General features: G+C 70.9%; 12 protein-coding genes. 4 read left to right on the forward strand and 8 right to left on the reverse strand.

Annotation, left to right across the window (positions count from 1 at the left end):
- Positions 1-22 precede the first annotated feature (22 nt).
- On the reverse strand, positions 23-1,777 hold the full coding sequence (locus AB5J54_RS24990) for a biotin carboxylase N-terminal domain-containing protein (protein WP_369146134.1): 1,755 nt from the start codon (positions 1,775-1,777) through the stop codon (positions 23-25).
- A gap of 375 nt (positions 1,778-2,152) precedes the next feature.
- Here AB5J54_RS24990 and AB5J54_RS24995 point away from each other — a divergent pair, with 375 nt between their 5' ends.
- Entirely contained in the window at positions 2,153-2,590 is a 438-nt protein-coding gene (locus AB5J54_RS24995; protein ID WP_369146135.1) for a hypothetical protein, read from the forward strand.
- On the opposite strand, the gene AB5J54_RS25000 is transcribed toward AB5J54_RS24995, so the two are convergent.
- The 5 genes from AB5J54_RS25000 to AB5J54_RS25020 all read right to left on the reverse strand — a co-directional run bounded on the left by AB5J54_RS25000 (position 2,565) and on the right by AB5J54_RS25020 (position 9,164).
- Positions 2,565-6,668 (reverse strand): caspase family protein, encoded by a 4,104-nt coding sequence (locus tag AB5J54_RS25000; protein WP_369146136.1) that lies wholly within the window; start codon positions 6,666-6,668, stop codon positions 2,565-2,567. The two genes, AB5J54_RS24995 and AB5J54_RS25000, sit on opposite strands and share 26 nt — an antisense overlap.
- Positions 6,665-7,525 (reverse strand): antibiotic ABC transporter ATP-binding protein, encoded by an 861-nt coding sequence (locus AB5J54_RS25005; RefSeq protein WP_369146137.1) that lies wholly within the window; start codon positions 7,523-7,525, stop codon positions 6,665-6,667. The genes AB5J54_RS25000 and AB5J54_RS25005 overlap by 4 nt, the downstream gene beginning before the upstream one ends.
- 66 nt (positions 7,526-7,591) lie before the next feature.
- Entirely contained in the window at positions 7,592-8,197 is a 606-nt protein-coding gene (locus AB5J54_RS25010; protein ID WP_352023814.1) for a nucleoside triphosphate pyrophosphatase, read from the reverse strand.
- Positions 8,198-8,295: 98 nt separating this feature from the next.
- Positions 8,296-8,424, reverse strand: coding sequence for a morphogenic membrane protein MmpB (mmpB, locus tag AB5J54_RS25015; RefSeq protein ID WP_093874383.1), 129 nt, complete (start codon positions 8,422-8,424; stop codon positions 8,296-8,298).
- Positions 8,425-8,528: 104 nt separating this feature from the next.
- On the reverse strand, positions 8,529-9,164 hold the full coding sequence (locus AB5J54_RS25020; RefSeq protein WP_369146138.1) for a TetR/AcrR family transcriptional regulator: 636 nt from the start codon (positions 9,162-9,164) through the stop codon (positions 8,529-8,531).
- 69 nt (positions 9,165-9,233) lie between these two features.
- Between AB5J54_RS25020 and AB5J54_RS25025 the strand changes: the two genes are divergently transcribed.
- A complete protein-coding gene (locus AB5J54_RS25025) occupies positions 9,234-10,628 on the forward strand; it encodes an MFS transporter (RefSeq protein WP_369146139.1) in 1,395 nt (464 codons plus the stop codon).
- Between the two features lie 74 nt (positions 10,629-10,702).
- Here the strand turns inward: AB5J54_RS25025 and AB5J54_RS25030 are convergent, their stop codons facing one another.
- Positions 10,703-10,915, reverse strand: coding sequence for an acyl-CoA carboxylase epsilon subunit (locus AB5J54_RS25030; protein WP_369146140.1), 213 nt, complete (start codon positions 10,913-10,915; stop codon positions 10,703-10,705).
- A gap of 27 nt (positions 10,916-10,942) precedes the next feature.
- Complete coding sequence (locus AB5J54_RS25035; RefSeq protein WP_369146141.1) at positions 10,943-12,544, reverse strand: acyl-CoA carboxylase subunit beta; 1,602 nt, start codon at positions 12,542-12,544, stop codon at positions 10,943-10,945.
- 134 nt (positions 12,545-12,678) lie between these two features.
- Between AB5J54_RS25035 and AB5J54_RS25040 the strand changes: the two genes are divergently transcribed.
- Both AB5J54_RS25040 and AB5J54_RS25045 read left to right on the forward strand, forming a co-directional pair.
- Entirely contained in the window at positions 12,679-13,524 is an 846-nt protein-coding gene (locus tag AB5J54_RS25040) for a biotin--[acetyl-CoA-carboxylase] ligase (protein WP_369146142.1), read from the forward strand.
- 165 nt (positions 13,525-13,689) lie between these two features.
- The gene (locus tag AB5J54_RS25045) at positions 13,690-14,829 is read left to right on the forward strand and encodes an adenylate/guanylate cyclase domain-containing protein (RefSeq protein ID WP_369146143.1); all 1,140 of its coding nucleotides are present in this window, start codon (positions 13,690-13,692) and stop codon (positions 14,827-14,829) included.
- Positions 14,830-14,865: the final 36 nt, after the last annotated feature.

Raw genomic sequence — 14,865 nt, forward strand, 5'->3', positions numbered from 1 at the left:
CGTACGGTACTGCGTGCGACGGTCAGTCCTTGATGTCGCAGATGGCGGCGCCGGAGGTGACGGAGGCGCCGACCTCGGCGCTCAGGCCCTTGACGGTGCCGGAGCGGTGGGCGTTGAGGGGCTGTTCCATCTTCATGGCCTCCAGGACGACGATCAGGTCGCCCTCCTTGACCTCCTGGCCCTCCTCGACCGCGACCTTCACGATCGTGCCCTGCATCGGCGAGGCGAGGGTGTCGCCCGAGGCGGTCGGGCCGGACTTCTTCGCCGCGCGCCGCTTCGGCTTCGCACCGGCCGCCAGGCCGGTACGGGCCAGGGTCATGCCCAGCGAGGACGGCAGGGAGACCTCAAGACGCTTGCCGCCGACCTCGACGACGATCGTCTCGCGGCCCGCCTCGTCCTCCTCCGCCTCCGCGCCGGCCGGGGCGAACGGCTTGATCTCGTTGACGAACTCCGTCTCGATCCACCGCGTGTGGACCCGGAACGGGTCCGCGGTGAACGCCGGGTCGACCACGACCGCCTGGTGGAACGGAATGGCGGTGGCCATGCCCTCGACCTTGAACTCCGCGAGCGCGCGGGCCGCGCGCTGCAGGGCCTGCTCGCGGGTGGCGCCGGTGACGATCAGCTTGGCCAGGAGCGAGTCCCAGGCCGGGCCGATCACCGAGCCGGACTCCACGCCCGCGTCCAGACGGACACCAGGGCCGGTCGGCGGCTGGAAGAGGGTGACCGTGCCGGGCGCGGGCAGGAAGTTGCGGCCCGGGTCCTCGCCGTTGATACGGAACTCGAAGGAGTGACCCCTTATGGCCGGGTCGTCGTAGCCGAGCTCCTCGCCGTCCGCGATCCGGAACATCTCCCGGACCAGGTCGATGCCCGCGACCTCCTCGGTCACCGGGTGCTCGACCTGCAGACGCGTGTTGACCTCCAGGAAGGAGATCGTGCCGTCCGTGCCGACCAGGAACTCGACCGTGCCGGCGCCGACGTAGCCGGCCTCCTTCAGGATCGCCTTCGACGCCGCGTACAGCTCCGCGTTCTGCGCCTCGGTCAGGAACGGCGCCGGGGCCTCCTCGACCAGCTTCTGGTGGCGGCGCTGCAGCGAGCAGTCACGCGTCGAGACCACGACCACGTTGCCGTGCTGGTCGGCGAGGCACTGGGTCTCGACGTGGCGCGGCTTGTCGAGGTAGCGCTCGACGAAGCACTCGCCCCGGCCGAAGGCCGCGACGGCCTCACGGACGGCGGAGTCGTACAGCTCCGGGACCTCTTCGAGGGTCCGGGCGACCTTCAGACCACGACCGCCACCACCGAAGGCGGCCTTGATCGCGATCGGCAGGCCGTGCTCCTCGGCGAACGCCACGACCTCGTCCGCACCCGAGACCGGGTCCGGGGTGCCGGCGACCAGCGGCGCACCGGCGCGCTGCGCGATGTGCCGGGCGGCGACCTTGTCACCCAGGTTCCGGATCGCCTGCGGCGGCGGACCGATCCACGTCAGACCCGCGTCCAGGACCGCCTGGGCGAACTCCGCGTTCTCGGAAAGGAAGCCGTAACCCGGGTGGACCGCGTCCGCACCGGAATCCTCGGCGGCCTGGAGCACCTTGGCCATGTCCAGGTAGCTGGTGGCCGGAGTGTCACCGCCCAGAGCGAACGCCTCGTCAGCCGCCCGGACATGCAGAGCATCCCGGTCCGGATCGGCGTACACGGCCACGCTGCCGATACCCGCGTCCCGGCACGCCCGGGCCACACGGACAGCGATTTCGCCACGGTTGGCGATGAGCACCTTGCGCACGATGGCTCCCTCCTTGAAACAAGCTGAGTTTAGGGACTGCCGACACGGCCTTTCGACCCGTCCCCAGTGGTGAGCTTGCCCACACGGAGCGTGACCCCGGGCCCGCTCGGGTCGTGAATTCCCTTGTCGCACCACGGTACGCAGGGTTCCTTTACGGCACAGTAGCTCCGAGGTGTGGCGCAGGTCTCTGTTCTTGTAGCCAGGGGCCATTCGGGTTTCTTTGTGGAGTCCCTACGAATGGCTCGACGATTCTTTGCCCCGCCGCCGTCGCGTCGCGCGCCGTCGCCCGCCGTGTGCGAACTCTTGTCCGGGGGTTTACCGGCCAGTAGCCTTCGCGCTGTCGACCGTACTGTCGGTAACAGGCGATTCCAGGGGGTGGCCGAGGTGGCCCGCAGACCGATAGCCCTCGTGACGGCCGCGGTGCTCTTCCTCGAAGCGCCCGGCATCGTCGCGATCAACGCCGTCATGGCGGGTTTCGTGGAGGCCCAGACGATGTCCCTCGACGGCATGGACCCCGACGCGATGGTCGCCGGCACCTGGGGACTCGGCATCGGCTCCGGCGTCGCCCTCGTCGTCTGCGCCCTCGTCGCCCTCGTCGCGGGCATCCGCGACCGCCGCCCGGGCCGCTTCGGCCGCGGCCTCCTCATCGGCTGCGCGGTCGTCCACGGCATCCTCGGCGCGGTCGCCGTCGCCCTGCTCGGCTGGCCCGAGTTCGCGTTCCTGGTGACGGTGCTCGGGCTCGTCGTCCTCACCCTGGTGGCGTACGGGAGCGACGTCGAGGAGCCGGTCACCGGCGCGGAGCCGAAGGCGTGAGGACGACGACCTCGTTGCGCAGGCCCATGACGATGTCGTCACCGTGGGCAGCAAGGGCATCGATGGGCAAAGGCATCGTGATCGCCTCGATCGGTTGACCGAGGACGAGGTCGGTGATCAGCAGGGTGGAGTCCGCGCCACCGCTGAGAAGATGGGGACGGTCGGCGATCTCCACACAAGCCAGCGCGTTCACCGACCGGAAGTGGGCGGGGAGCTCGTGCCGCAGCGCACGGGTGGCGAGGTTCCAGACGCGTAGCTTGCCGGAGTCGCTGCCGGTGATCGCGTGGGGTGTGCCCTCGATCGTGGCGCAGACGACCGCGTTGATCCACGACTCGTCTCTCGGGTCCAGTTGGGCCACCAGTGTGTATGCGACGAGATCCCAGACCCGGGTGACGCCGCTGGTGTGTCCCGTCAGGGCGTACGGCCGGCCGGAGAACTCCGCGCACGTCAGGGATCGGATCGGATCGGCCTCGGTGGGCAGGGCTCCACGCATCGAACGGTTCGTGAGATCCCAGACCTCGGTCCCCGTGTGGTAGTCGAGGAGCACGTGGGGCCGCCCCTCGATGAGTACCTCGGCCACGCCGCCTTCGGACCAGTGCGTGCCCTTGCCCTTGAGGAGCGTGGCGAACGACCTGCCGGCCGCCAGGTCCCACAGGCGTACGGTCTTACCGTCGGACGACAGGGCGAGAGGTGGTCCCGAGACGCCGGGATGCACGGCTGCCACCGCACTGGTCCAGTCGGCCCGGACCTTCAGTCGGGAGCGGACCGAGCCCCGTGCCAGATCGCGGATCTCGAGCGTGGCCCCCGCGTCGACGGTCACGATGTGTGGGCGGCCCTCAAGGGCGACGGGTAGCACGCTGCGCACTTGCGCGGCGTGTCCGGGAAGCGTGGCGTAGTCACTGTCCTCGGTCAGGTCCCACACTCGCACCAGGCCGTCCAGACCGCCCGTGACGGCGTACGGCCGTCCGTCCACGACGGCGGCCACCGCCATCACCATGTCGGTGTGGCCACTCAGGGGAGGACGACGCCGGCTGCCGTCCAGGGCCCATACTCGTACGAGTCCGTCATCGGACACCGCCACGGCATGAGGCCTGCCGTCGATGTCCACGCAGGTCAAATCGTTGAAGGCCCGCGGTGGCCGTGGGTGCGTCGCCCGGAGTGTGCCCGTCGTCAGGTCCCAGACACGGACCTCGTCGAAATCGTCATGACCGACGAGATGAGGACGATCCTCGAGGATCGTGGGAATCACCTGCCGAGGAATTCTTCCCTGCACGGTCAACGGTGGCCGCGCCTGCCCGTCGATCAGGTCGACGACGTGAAGAAGGCGGTCGGAGTCACCCGTGGTCACGGCGTGGGGGCGGCCGTCGATGTCTGCACAGGCCACGGCGTACGCGACAGAATGCCCGGACGGCACTGTCCGCCAGGCGTCGTCGATGAGGTCCCAGACGCGCAGGTCCGGGCCGTCCACGAGGACCGCGTGGGGTCGTCCTCCGACCGCTGTGCAGACGATGTGCCGGATGCCCCATGGGGTGTCCACGGGGACGCGACGATGGGTCTCCGCGACGAGGTTCCAGATGTGGATCTCGTCGCCGAAGAGTACGAGGGCCCAGGGCTGTCCATCGACCTCCGTCGTGGTCATCGCACGGACTGTGGGTGCCGGCCCGAGGTAGCGCCCGTCCGCGGGGAGACGCATGAGCGGTCGACTCGTGGCGAGGTCCCACACATGGAGCGTCGTCCTGGACACGGCGAGGACATGGGGCCGACCCTCGATGGCCACGCATGCCACATGAGTCACCGGGCCGTCCGCGTCCAGCACGCTGTGCAGAGCGGGGTGGACCAGCCCCCCGGTCGCCCAACGGGGCCGCCACGGCCTGTCTCGTGCCAGCTCGGCTGCCAGCTCGCGCAACCCGTAGCGCGCCGCGTCCACCGCCAGGACGTCCCGACGACCCGGGACGTCGAAGTACCGGTGGACGTCCGCTGAGGCGCGGTACACCGACCTCCGTTGCCGCCCCTCCGGTGTCGTCACCGCGTCCAGCGCCCGCAACAGCTCGGGCGGGGACGCGTGCACCAGGTACTCCGAGTCGCCCAGCAGCCTGTCGAGGCAGCCGCCTCCGGCCGCGTGGGAGGCGAGGTGGTCCCGTACGTAGGCGTGTGCCGCCGCCCAGTCTCGTACGCCCGTGCGAGGGTCCGTCGGGACCCGTTCAAGCAGGGCTTGGGTCATCGTCCGGTGTGCGTCCCTGTCCGGGCCGGGGCGGCGCAGGTACTCCGCCATCGTCTCGTGGAACAGCCGATAGGCGGAAGTCCCATCGGGCCCCTCCGTCTCGACCACGTACGAACCCGCGTGCTCGTGCAGCCAACGCAGGTCGTCCTGCGGACACGGAAGGCCTGACAGGGCCTCCGCCAGCGGGGCCCACAGGGTCGACCAGGGCAGGCCCGCTCCTTGCGCGTAGGCGAGCGGGCGCAGCAGTCTTTCGACCCGGGGCCGGTCAGGGCCGAAGCGGGCGAGGTAGCCCGCGAATGCCTGGTCGGCGTCGCTGGGCAGGCTTTCCGTCCAACCGGGGACCGAAGTGTCAACGGCGATCTGACCTTCGATCAGCGTGCGGGCTGTCATCCGGGCCACCAGGAACGAGCGTCCGGCACGCGCGGCGATGCCCTCGGCGACCGTACGTGCCTCGTCGGGGCGGTTCTTGTACGGGGAAGGGACGGCCGGGTCGCCCTCCGCCAGCAGCAGCCTTGTCGCGTATGCGGCGACGTCGTCCGGAGACGTGAACAACTCGGTGTCCAGGTCGACAACTTCCACAGCTCGTCCGAGGGAGGGGAGTTGTGGGCGGCGGGTCCCCACGATCAGTCGCACTGTCGGAAGAGAGGAAAGTGGTCGCAGCAACTCTCGTGCTATTCGCATGGATTCATCGCTGTCTCCCGCGGTGCCCGCCTCGTCGAGTGCGTCCACCAGCACCACCACCGGTTCCGTGCGTTGGCCCAGGGAGTCGAGCAGCTCGTCCCGGTCGGGCCTCGGCAGACGTAGAGCGGCGGTGAGGTCTGCGACCAATTCCTCCAGGACGGCACGGCGGGCGTGCAACGGCACGACCATCTGGTGCTCCGTGATGCGTAGCAGTCGGCCCAGCACGGCTGACTTACCCGAGCCGGGATCGCCGGTGACGGCTCGGGCCTTGTGGTCGTGTCGGTCGGCGGTCAGCCAGCCGGTGAGCGCGTCGAGGGCTGCCTTGCGGCCTGTGAAGTGGTCGCCGCGTTCGCCGAGGTGTTCCAGTCCCCGGCCACGGGCCTCGAAGTGTCCACGGGATTCTCGGCGCAGGCGCGTGAGCGTCCCGACATCGAGGCCGTCGGTGGGCAGGCCGGGGATGTGGGCCTTGTTGTGGAAGAAGGGGGCTTTGCCACTGCTGTCGACCGTGGAGTGGTTGGCGTGCTGCGTCAGTCCACGATCCGCAAAGTACTGGTTGACTCGTTCGGTGACCTCCCGCACCCCCAGATACTCCTGGTGCCCGCCGGCGCGGGGCTGTTCGAGAACCTCGGCGAGAGCGTCGACGAAGGCGTTCTCGCGTGCCTGCTCCTTGCCCCGTGCCGAGGCGAGCGTCCAGCGTCCGGCTGGGCCGCGTTGAACAGGGGTCAGTTCGGAGGCGAGCACGGAGATGTCTCCCGATCCCGCTCCGGCGTAGCAGGTGTCCAGGATGACCAGGAGGTGCCCCACGGGACTCAGTACCAGAGGTCGCGACAGGTCCTCGGTGGCCAACGCTGTGGAGAAGCGTCCCCGCCTGGTGGTGGAGCAGAGGAGATAGTGGCGATCGGGAGCCTTCACACCGTGGCCGGCGAAGTAGACCACGACGGTATCCCCCGGCCCGAGGTTCGCGTCATGCGCCCATTCCTCGACGGCCTCCGCGACGTCACGGGAGGTCGGCTCGAAGGCGAGCTCTTCGAGCGCGAGTTCGTATCCCATGGGGAGGAGTAGCTCCCTGACCCGCCGCACGTCGTGGGGGACGCCGGGGAGATCTGCGATCTCCTCGTCCTTGTACGTTCCGACGCCGATGGTGATCAGGAATCTGCGGCCCTCGGCTTCGCTCATCGAAGACCCCGCGCGATCGCAGCTCCCGTCTTCGGCGCCGACAGGTACCGGGCAAGATCGTGCATCCGAGTCCCGTTGTCGACGCGGAGGTCGCGAACAGCTCCGAAGCGAGGAGCCAGACGATCCGGAAGAGCCACGATGTCACCGTGGTCGGCAAGGTTGGTCCAGTGTCGAACGCTTCCGGGCCAGGCGGCCTTGCCTTGCGCCGGGGTCGGCGTCAGCCGGTCGAAGACGATGCCACGCAGGCCCAGCGGGGAGCCGAGGGTGACGAGATCGGTGACGGGAAGGTCGGGACGGGCGCAGAGCGTCTCGTAGGCGACGACGGAGCCGAGTGAGTGGGCAACGACCACGCGGGTGTCGGGTCCGATCAGGGAAGCGAGTCGCTCTTGTGCGGCCGCCCGAAGGGAGGGCTCCGTCAGGTAGCGGCGTACCTGCTTCAGCGCGAGGATCAGTAGCCGGTCGGAGACCTTGCCGAAGAACCGCGTGCCCGCGAGCGCGTCCAAGGCCGCCCGGACCCGCTCGGAACGCAGCGCCCTGGAGGCGACGAACCCGGCTGCGCCGCGGGTGCCGGCCTCGGCCCCCCAGGCAGGATCGGCGGCCTGCCACCAGGCGTCGAGGAGGTCGGCCTCCAGGCCTTCCTCCACGTCGAACTCGTCCCACGGCGGCACCTCGTCCGAACGGGTGCCAGGTTCGAAATAGAGGTCCCCGTAGAAGGCGCAGCCGACCTCGTCGGCTGCCGGGGGTGTGTGTCCTGCCAGGCCGACACCGTCGAGAAGAGCGGGGACGGCCTGGCGGCGCATTTGCTCAGGTCCCAGGAACTCCTGGCCGATTCCGTGCAGAACTACGACGCGCACCACGCGTCCCACCCCCCTGAGAGACGACCGCCTCGTCGGTCGATTCCGCCACGGTACTCCGATGGAGTGTCAGGCCCAGAGGTCGGTGATCTCGACGTCCAGCTTGCGCAGGAGCCGGCGCAGCAGCGGCAGGGACAGGCCGATCACATTGCCCGGGTCGCCGTCGATGCCGTCGATGAACGGGGCCGAGCGGCCGTCCAGGGTGAACGCGCCCGCCACGTGGAGCGGTTCGCCGCTCGCCACGTACGCGGCGATCTCCTCGTCCGTCGGCTCGCCGAAGCGGACCACGGTGGAGGCCGTCGCCGACTCGTAGCGCTTGGCGGCCGTGTCGTACACGCAGTGGCCGGTCTGCAGGATGCCGACGCGGCCGCGCATCGACTTCCAGCGGGCGGTGGCCTCCTCGGCGTCGGCCGGCTTGCCGAGGGCCTGCTTGTCGAGCTCCAGGACCGAGTCGCAGCCGATGACGAGCGCGCCGAACGCCTCGGGCCTGGCGGCCACATGGGCGGCCTTGGCCTCCGCGAGGGCGAGCGCGAGTTCGGCCGGGGTCGGGGCGTGGACCTTGTCCTCGTCGACGCCGCTCACGATCACCTCGGGGGCGAGTCCGGCCTGCCGGAGCAGACCGAGCCGGGCGGGGGAGGCGGAGGCGAGCACGACACGGCGCGGATCAGCAGTCATGGGGGCAGCGTAGCCAGTGCGGGCGTGCGCACGCGCGCGCGTGGGCCCGCGTGGTCCGTCGTACGCTCGCGCGTGGTCCGTCGTACGCGCGCGCGTGGTCAGCGCGCGCTCGCCACGAACATCGCCACCACCATCGCGAGCGCAAGCAGCACGCCGGTGCGGCGCAGCATCGCCTGCATGTCGCGCAGGAACTTCGGCGGCTGGTTCTTCGGGTCGGACCACAGCATGCCTCCGATCCTGCGGGCGGGGCGGGCGGGGCGCCTGAGTACGGATACTCAGGCGCCCCGGTGCGGAAGGACTACTCGCGGAGGGCGTCCCGTTTCCGGGAGGTTCACGCCCGTACGAACACCCCGTCGCGCGCCGCCGCGAGCGCCGCCGTCACCGCTCGTTCCGCGACGGCCCCGTCGAGCTCCTCGCGGGTGACCGTGAAGCGGTAGTAGAGCGGCGCGGAGACGGCGCGGAGGAGTTCGACGGGGTCCGTGCCCGCCGGGATCTCGCCGCGCGCCTCGCCCTTCGTGACGACCGGGGCCCATTCGGCGAGCCGGGTCCGGTAGAAGCCGGCGAGGGCGCCGGCGCACTCCTCGTCGCAGGCCGCGGCGGCGATGACGGCGCGGAAGACGGCGCCCATGCGGGGGTCCACGAGGGTGGCCCGGACGAGTTCGGCGTTGGCCCGCAGGTCACCCGGGAGGCTGCCGGTGTCGGAGGCGGGCAGCGACTGCTCGGCCATGTCGTGCAGGAGGTCGGTGACCAGGCCGACGGGGGAGCCCCAGCGGCGGTAGACGGTGGTCTTGCCGACGCCGGCGCTCGCGGCGATCCGGTCCATGTTCAGCGCGTGGAAGCCGGTGTCGGCGAGCGCGTCCAGGGTGGCGTCGAGGACCGCCCTGCGGACCTTCGCGGTGCGGCCGCCGGGGCGCATGGTGCCGGGCGAGGCCGGCCGGCTCTCAGTCAAACGGGTCTCCTGTTCCATTAACGCCATCGACTCTGCTACGGTACGGGACATCTTAACGGAACCAGCTTCCCATTAAGGGGTCCTCGCATGGTTGCCCTCGATCTCCCCACGTCCACGGACCGCGCCGACAGCCGGATGACCGGCCGGATGCGGCTCGTCCTCGTGGTCCTCCTCCTCGCCCAGTTCATGCTGGCCGTCGACTTCTCGATCCTGAACGTCGCCCTGCCCGTCATCGGCCAGGGACTCGGCTTCACCCTCGGCGGCCTCCAGTGGATCGCCACCGCCTTCGCCCTCGCCGCCGCCGGATTCACCCTCCTCTTCGGGCGCGTCGCCGACCTGGTCGGACGCCGCCGCCTCTTCCTCGGCGGCATGGCCCTCCTCGGCGTCTCCTCCCTCGCCGGCGGACTCGCCACCGGCCCCGAGGTCCTCATGGCCGCCCGCGTCGCCCAGGGCCTCGCCACCGCCGCCGTCACCCCCGCCGGGCTCTCCCTGCTCACCTCCTCCTTCCCCGAGGGCCCGCTGCGCGCCAAGGCGCTCGGCCTGAACGGCGCCCTCATGTCCGCGGGCTTCACCACCGGCGCGATCCTCGGCGGCGTCCTCACCGACCTGCTCTCCTGGCGCTGGGCCTTCCTCGTCAACGTGCCGGTGGCCCTCGCCGTCCTCCTCGTCGCCCCCGCGGTCCTCCAGGAGAGCCGCCCGGCCGTCCGCCCCCGCCTCGACGTGCCCGGCGCGATCACCGTCACCGGCGGCCTCCTCGCCCTCGTCTACGGCCTCACCCTCACCGGCGAGCACGGCTGGACCGACCCCACCGCGCTCACCGCCCTCGCCGCGGGCGTCGCGCTCCTCGCCGCCTTCGTCCTCGTCGAGCGGCGGGCCGCCTCGCCCCTCGTCCCGATCCACGTCCTGAAGCGCCGCACGGTCGTCTGGGGCAACCTCGCCGGGCTCGTCGCCTTCGTCACCGAGACCTCGCTGGTCTTCCTGATGACCCTGTACCTCCAGGACGTCCTGGGCTTCTCCCCGCTCGCCGCCGGACTCTCCTTCGGCGTCCTCGGCGCCGGCACGGTCCTCGGCGGGGTCGCCGCCTCCCGCTTCATCGGCCGCTTCGGCGCCCGCTCCGCCCTCGTCTCCGGCGGACTCCTCCAGGCCCTCGCCACCCTCGCCCTGTACGGACTCGGCGACGACCGCTCCGGCCTCGCGCTGCTGCTCGCCGCGACCTTCGCCGGCGGCGTCGGCAACATGCTCGCGATCGTCGGCTTCATGGTCACCGCCACCTCGGGGCTCGCGGACGGCGAGCAGGGCATGGCGACCGGGCTCGCGACCATGACGCAGCAGGTCGGCATCACCATGGGCACGCCGATCATGAGCGCCGTGGTCGTCACCGCGCCCGTGCTCCTCGACGGCATCGGCCTCGCGGTCCTCGTCAATGCCGCGGTCGTCGCCGCCGGAGCCGTACTGGCGGGCGTCTTCCTCCGTCGCACGTGAGCGTCGGGAGGACGGGCACGCGAAAGGCCGGACCCCCCGCACACAGGGTCCGGCCTTCCGTCACACCGTGACGATCACACGGGCCAGTACGACCGCGCCCAGGCCCGCGGGCCTGGCCGGTGCCGTACCGACCGTGCGATACGGGAGGGATCCGACCACCCCTCCGGTACCGCCGGGCCGCCCGCCTCGGCGGACGCCGCCGCCGTGGCCGCGGCCCGGGCTTGAACGACCGCCAGTGCGGCGGCCAACTCCTCCGGAGTCGGGTTGCCTCGTACGACCTTGATCATGTCGGCTCCTTGAGGGTCCGGGAGGGGCTAGAGCGGGATGTTGCCGTGCTTCTTCGGAGGCAGGGATTCCCGCTTCGTACGGAGCTGACGCAGGCCCTTGACGATCTGCGGGCGGGTGTCCGACGGCAGGATCACGCCGTCGATGTAGCCGCGCTCGGCGGCGATGTACGGGTTGAGCAGGGCGTCCTCGTACTCCTGCATGAGCCGCGCCCGCTCGGCCTCTGCGTTGCCTGCGTCCTCCGCATCGGCGATGGTGCGGCGGTGCAGGATGTTGACGGCGCCCTGCGCGCCCATGACCGCGATCTGCGCCGTCGGCCACGCCAGGTTCAGGTCGGCGCCCAGGTGCTTGGAGCCCATGACGTCGTACGCGCCGCCGAAGGCCTTGCGCGTGATGACCGTGATCAGCGGGACCGTCGCCTCCGCGTACGCGTAGATCAGCTTCGCGCCGCGCCGGATGATGCCGCCGTACTCCTGGTCCACACCCGGCAGGAAGCCGGGGACGTCCACGAACGTCAGCACGGGGATGTTGAAGGCGTCACAGGTCCGCACGAACCGCGCGGCCTTCTCGGACGCGTCGATGTCCAGGCAGCCCGCGAACTGCATCGGCTGGTTCGCGACCACGCCGACCGGGAAGCCCTCGACGCGGCCGAAGCCGGTCACGATGTTCGGCGCGAACAGCGCCTGCGTCTCCAGGAACTCGCCGTCGTCCAGGACGTGCTCGATGACCTTGTGCATGTCGTACGGCTGGTTCGCCGAGTCCGGGATCAGCGTGTCGAGCTCGCGGTCCTCGTCGCTCACCTCGGTCTCCGCGACCTCGGGGAAGGCCGGCGCCTCGGAGAGGTTGTTCGACGGCAGGTACGAGAGCAGCGACTTCACGTACTCGATCGCGTCCTTCTCGTCACCGGCCATGTGGTGCGCCACGCCCGAGGTCGCGTTGTGCGTCCGGGCGCCGCCCAGCTCCTCGAAGCCCACGTCCTCGCCGGTGACCGTCTTGATGACGTCGGGACCGGTGATGAACATGTGCGAGGTCTGGTCGACCATCACCGTGAAGTCGGTGATCGCGGGCGAGTACACCGCACCGCCCGCGCAGGGGCCCACGATCAGCGAGATCTGCGGGATCACGCCCGACGCGTGCGTGTTCCGCCGGAAGATCTCGCCGTACATGCCGAGCGCGCTCACACCCTCCTGGATGCGGGCGCCGCCGGAGTCGTTGATGCCGATGACCGGGCAGCCGGTCTTCAGCGCGAAGTCCATCACCTTGATGATCTTCTGACCGTACGTCTCGCCGAGCGCGCCGCCGAAGACCGTGAAGTCCTGCGAGAACACGGCGACCGGACGGCCGTCCACGGTGCCGTACCCGGTGACGACACCGTCTCCGTACGGCCGGTTCTTCTCCAGACCGAAGCTGGTGGACCGGTGCCGGGCCAGCTCGTCCAGCTCCACGAACGAACCCTCGTCCAGGAGAAGGCCGATCCGCTCGCGCGCCGTCAGCTTGCCCTTGGCGTGCTGCTTCTCCACCGCGCGCTCCGAGCCGGCGTGCGTGGCCTCGTCGATACGGCGCTTGAGGTCCGCGATCTTGCCCGCGGTCGTGTGAATGTCGATCTCGTACTGCTCTGCCGGCTCGGACATCGGGATGCGGCTCCCTGCCTGGTCACGGGGGGTTCGTTGACTACGAATGGGCTACTGCTGGCCTACTGACCCGTAGCGTATCGACGCCGATACGGTTCGGCACTGCGGTCTTTGCCACACCTAGTCTGGCTTGCATGACGACCCCTCAAGGCTCAGGCGGACCCTGGTCCGACCTCGACCGGCCCCCGCTGAACGCCCCCGCGCTGCGCCGTGCGCTCGTCCTTCCCGACGGACTGTGGACCTCGTTCGACGTGGTCACCAGCACCGGCTCCACCAACAGTGACCTCGCCGCCCGCGCCGACGAACTGCCCGAAGGGGCCGTGCTCGTCGCCGAGGAGCAGACCTCGGGGCGTGGCCGGCTCGACCGGACCTGGACCGCGCCCGCCCGCTCCGGGCTCTTCCTCTCCGTCCTCCTCAAGCCGGACGTGCCCGTCCACCGCTGGGGCTGGCTGCCGCTGCTCACCGGCGTGGCGGCCGCCACCGGCCTCGCGAAGGCCGCCGGCGTCGACACCTCCCTCAAGTGGCCCAACGACATCCTGGTTTCCGTCGGCGGCGAGGAACGCAAGACCGGCGGCATCCTCGCCGAGCGGGCCGGAGCCGACGCCATCGTCGTCGGCCTCGGCATCAACGTCACCCTCCGTGAGGAGGAGCTGCCCGTCCCGGCGGCCGGCTCCCTGCTCCTCGCCGGCGCGGTCTCCACCGACCGCGACACCCTCCTGCGGGCCGTCCTGCGCTCCCTCGCCCAGTGGTACGACGCCTGGGTACGGGCCGACGGCGACCCCGAGGCCTCCGGCCTCCAGGCCGCCTACGCGGCCGGCTGCGCCACCCTCGGCCGCCGCGTGCGCGCCGAGCTCCCCGGTGAGCGCATGCTGGAGGGAGAGGCCGTGGCCCTCGACGGAGACGGCCGCCTGGTCGTCGAGACGGAGGGCGGCGGTACGGAAGCGGTGGGAGCGGGCGACATCGTCCACCTGCGGACCTGACAGGCGTGGGAGCATCCCGGACGCGCGCCGCGCCCTCCAGGCCTTCACCCGGAGGGCCCGCGCACCGTTCGGGGGTGAGCCAGCACACACCTGTCGTATCGTGGACCGCGATCCAGGCGACAGATCGGCAGGGCAAGTGGGCAGGGAACGGGCAGGAGGCGGCCGGTGACCGTCGACGACGCGAACACGGGCGGCGGAGCCGAACCGCCGACGTACCCCACCCCCCACCATGAGGTCGACCACACGGTCGAGCCGAGCCACGACCCGCTCGCCATCCGCCTGGAACAGCTCATCCTCGGCGCGGACCGCCGCTACACCCCGTTCCAGGCCGCCCGCACCGCCGGCGTCTCCATGGAGCTGGCCTCCCGCTTCTGGCGCGCCATGGGCTTCGCCGACATCGGCCAGGCCAAGGCGCTCACCGAGGCCGACGTCCTCGCCCTGCGGCGGCTCGCCGGCCTCGTCGAGGCGGGGCTGCTCAGCGAGCCGATGGCCGTGCAGGTCGCCCGTTCCACCGGACAGACCACCGCCCGGCTCGCCGAGTGGCAGATCGACTCCTTCCTGGAGGGCCTCACCGAGCCGCCCGAGCCGGGCATGACCCGTACCGAGGTCACGTATCCGCTGGTCGAGCTGCTCCTGCCCGAGCTGGAGGAGTTCCTCATCTACGTGTGGCGCCGGCAGCTCGCCGCCGCCACCGGCAGGGTCGTGCAGGCCGCCGACGACGAGGAGATGGTCGACCGGAGGCTCGCCGTCGGCTTCGCGGACCTCGTCGGCTTCACCCGGCTCACCCGCCGCCTGGAGGAGGAGGAGCTCGGCGAGCTCGTCGAGGCCTTCGAGACGACCTGCGCCGACCTGGTCGCCGCACACGGCGGCCGGCTCATCAAGACCCTCGGCGACGAGGTGCTGTACTGCGCCGACGACCCCGGCACGGCCGCCGAGATCGCGCTGCGGCTCATCGAGACCCTCAGCCACGACGAGACGATGCCCGCGCTGCGCGTCGGCATCGCCTTCGGCACCGTGACGACCCGGATGGGCGATGTCTTCGGCACCACGGTGAACCTGGCCAGCCGTCTCACCTCGATAGCCCCGAAGGACGCCGTCCTCGTCGACGGGGCGCTCGCGGAGGAGCTGACCCGCACCGGTGAGGCGCCCGCCTCGGAGGCGGAGGCGGCCGAGGAGGCGGCCCGCGCGGAGAAGGAGGGCCGCAAGCCCGCCACGTACCGCTTCGCGCTCCAGCCCATGTGGCAGCGCCCGGTCCGAGGCCTCGGAGTCGTCGAACCCTGGCTCCTGGGCCGCCGCCCGTCCTAGGATCTCCCGGTGAACGCCTGTTAACAGTCGTTAACA

The sequence above is a fragment of the Streptomyces sp. R44 genome (assembly GCF_041053105.1).
Taxonomy (GTDB): domain Bacteria; phylum Actinomycetota; class Actinomycetes; order Streptomycetales; family Streptomycetaceae; genus Streptomyces.

Excerpts from the sequence above, each read along its gene's own strand:
- AB5J54_RS25000 (WP_369146136.1), bottom strand. The coding sequence starts at position 6,668 with ATGAGCGAAGCCGAGGGCCGCAGATTCCTGATCACCATCGGCGTCGGA.
- AB5J54_RS25010 (WP_352023814.1), bottom strand. The coding sequence starts at position 8,197 with ATGACTGCTGATCCGCGCCGTGTCGTGCTCGCCTCCGCCTCCCCCGCC.
- mmpB (WP_093874383.1), bottom strand. The coding sequence starts at position 8,424 with ATGCTGTGGTCCGACCCGAAGAACCAGCCGCCGAAGTTCCTGCGCGAC.
- AB5J54_RS25020 (WP_369146138.1), bottom strand. The coding sequence starts at position 9,164 with ATGGAACAGGAGACCCGTTTGACTGAGAGCCGGCCGGCCTCGCCCGGC.
- AB5J54_RS25025 (WP_369146139.1), top strand. The coding sequence starts at position 9,234 with ATGGTTGCCCTCGATCTCCCCACGTCCACGGACCGCGCCGACAGCCGG.
- AB5J54_RS25030 (WP_369146140.1), bottom strand. The coding sequence starts at position 10,915 with ATGATCAAGGTCGTACGAGGCAACCCGACTCCGGAGGAGTTGGCCGCC.
- AB5J54_RS25035 (WP_369146141.1), bottom strand. The coding sequence starts at position 12,544 with ATGTCCGAGCCGGCAGAGCAGTACGAGATCGACATTCACACGACCGCG.
- AB5J54_RS25040 (WP_369146142.1), top strand. The coding sequence starts at position 12,679 with ATGACGACCCCTCAAGGCTCAGGCGGACCCTGGTCCGACCTCGACCGG.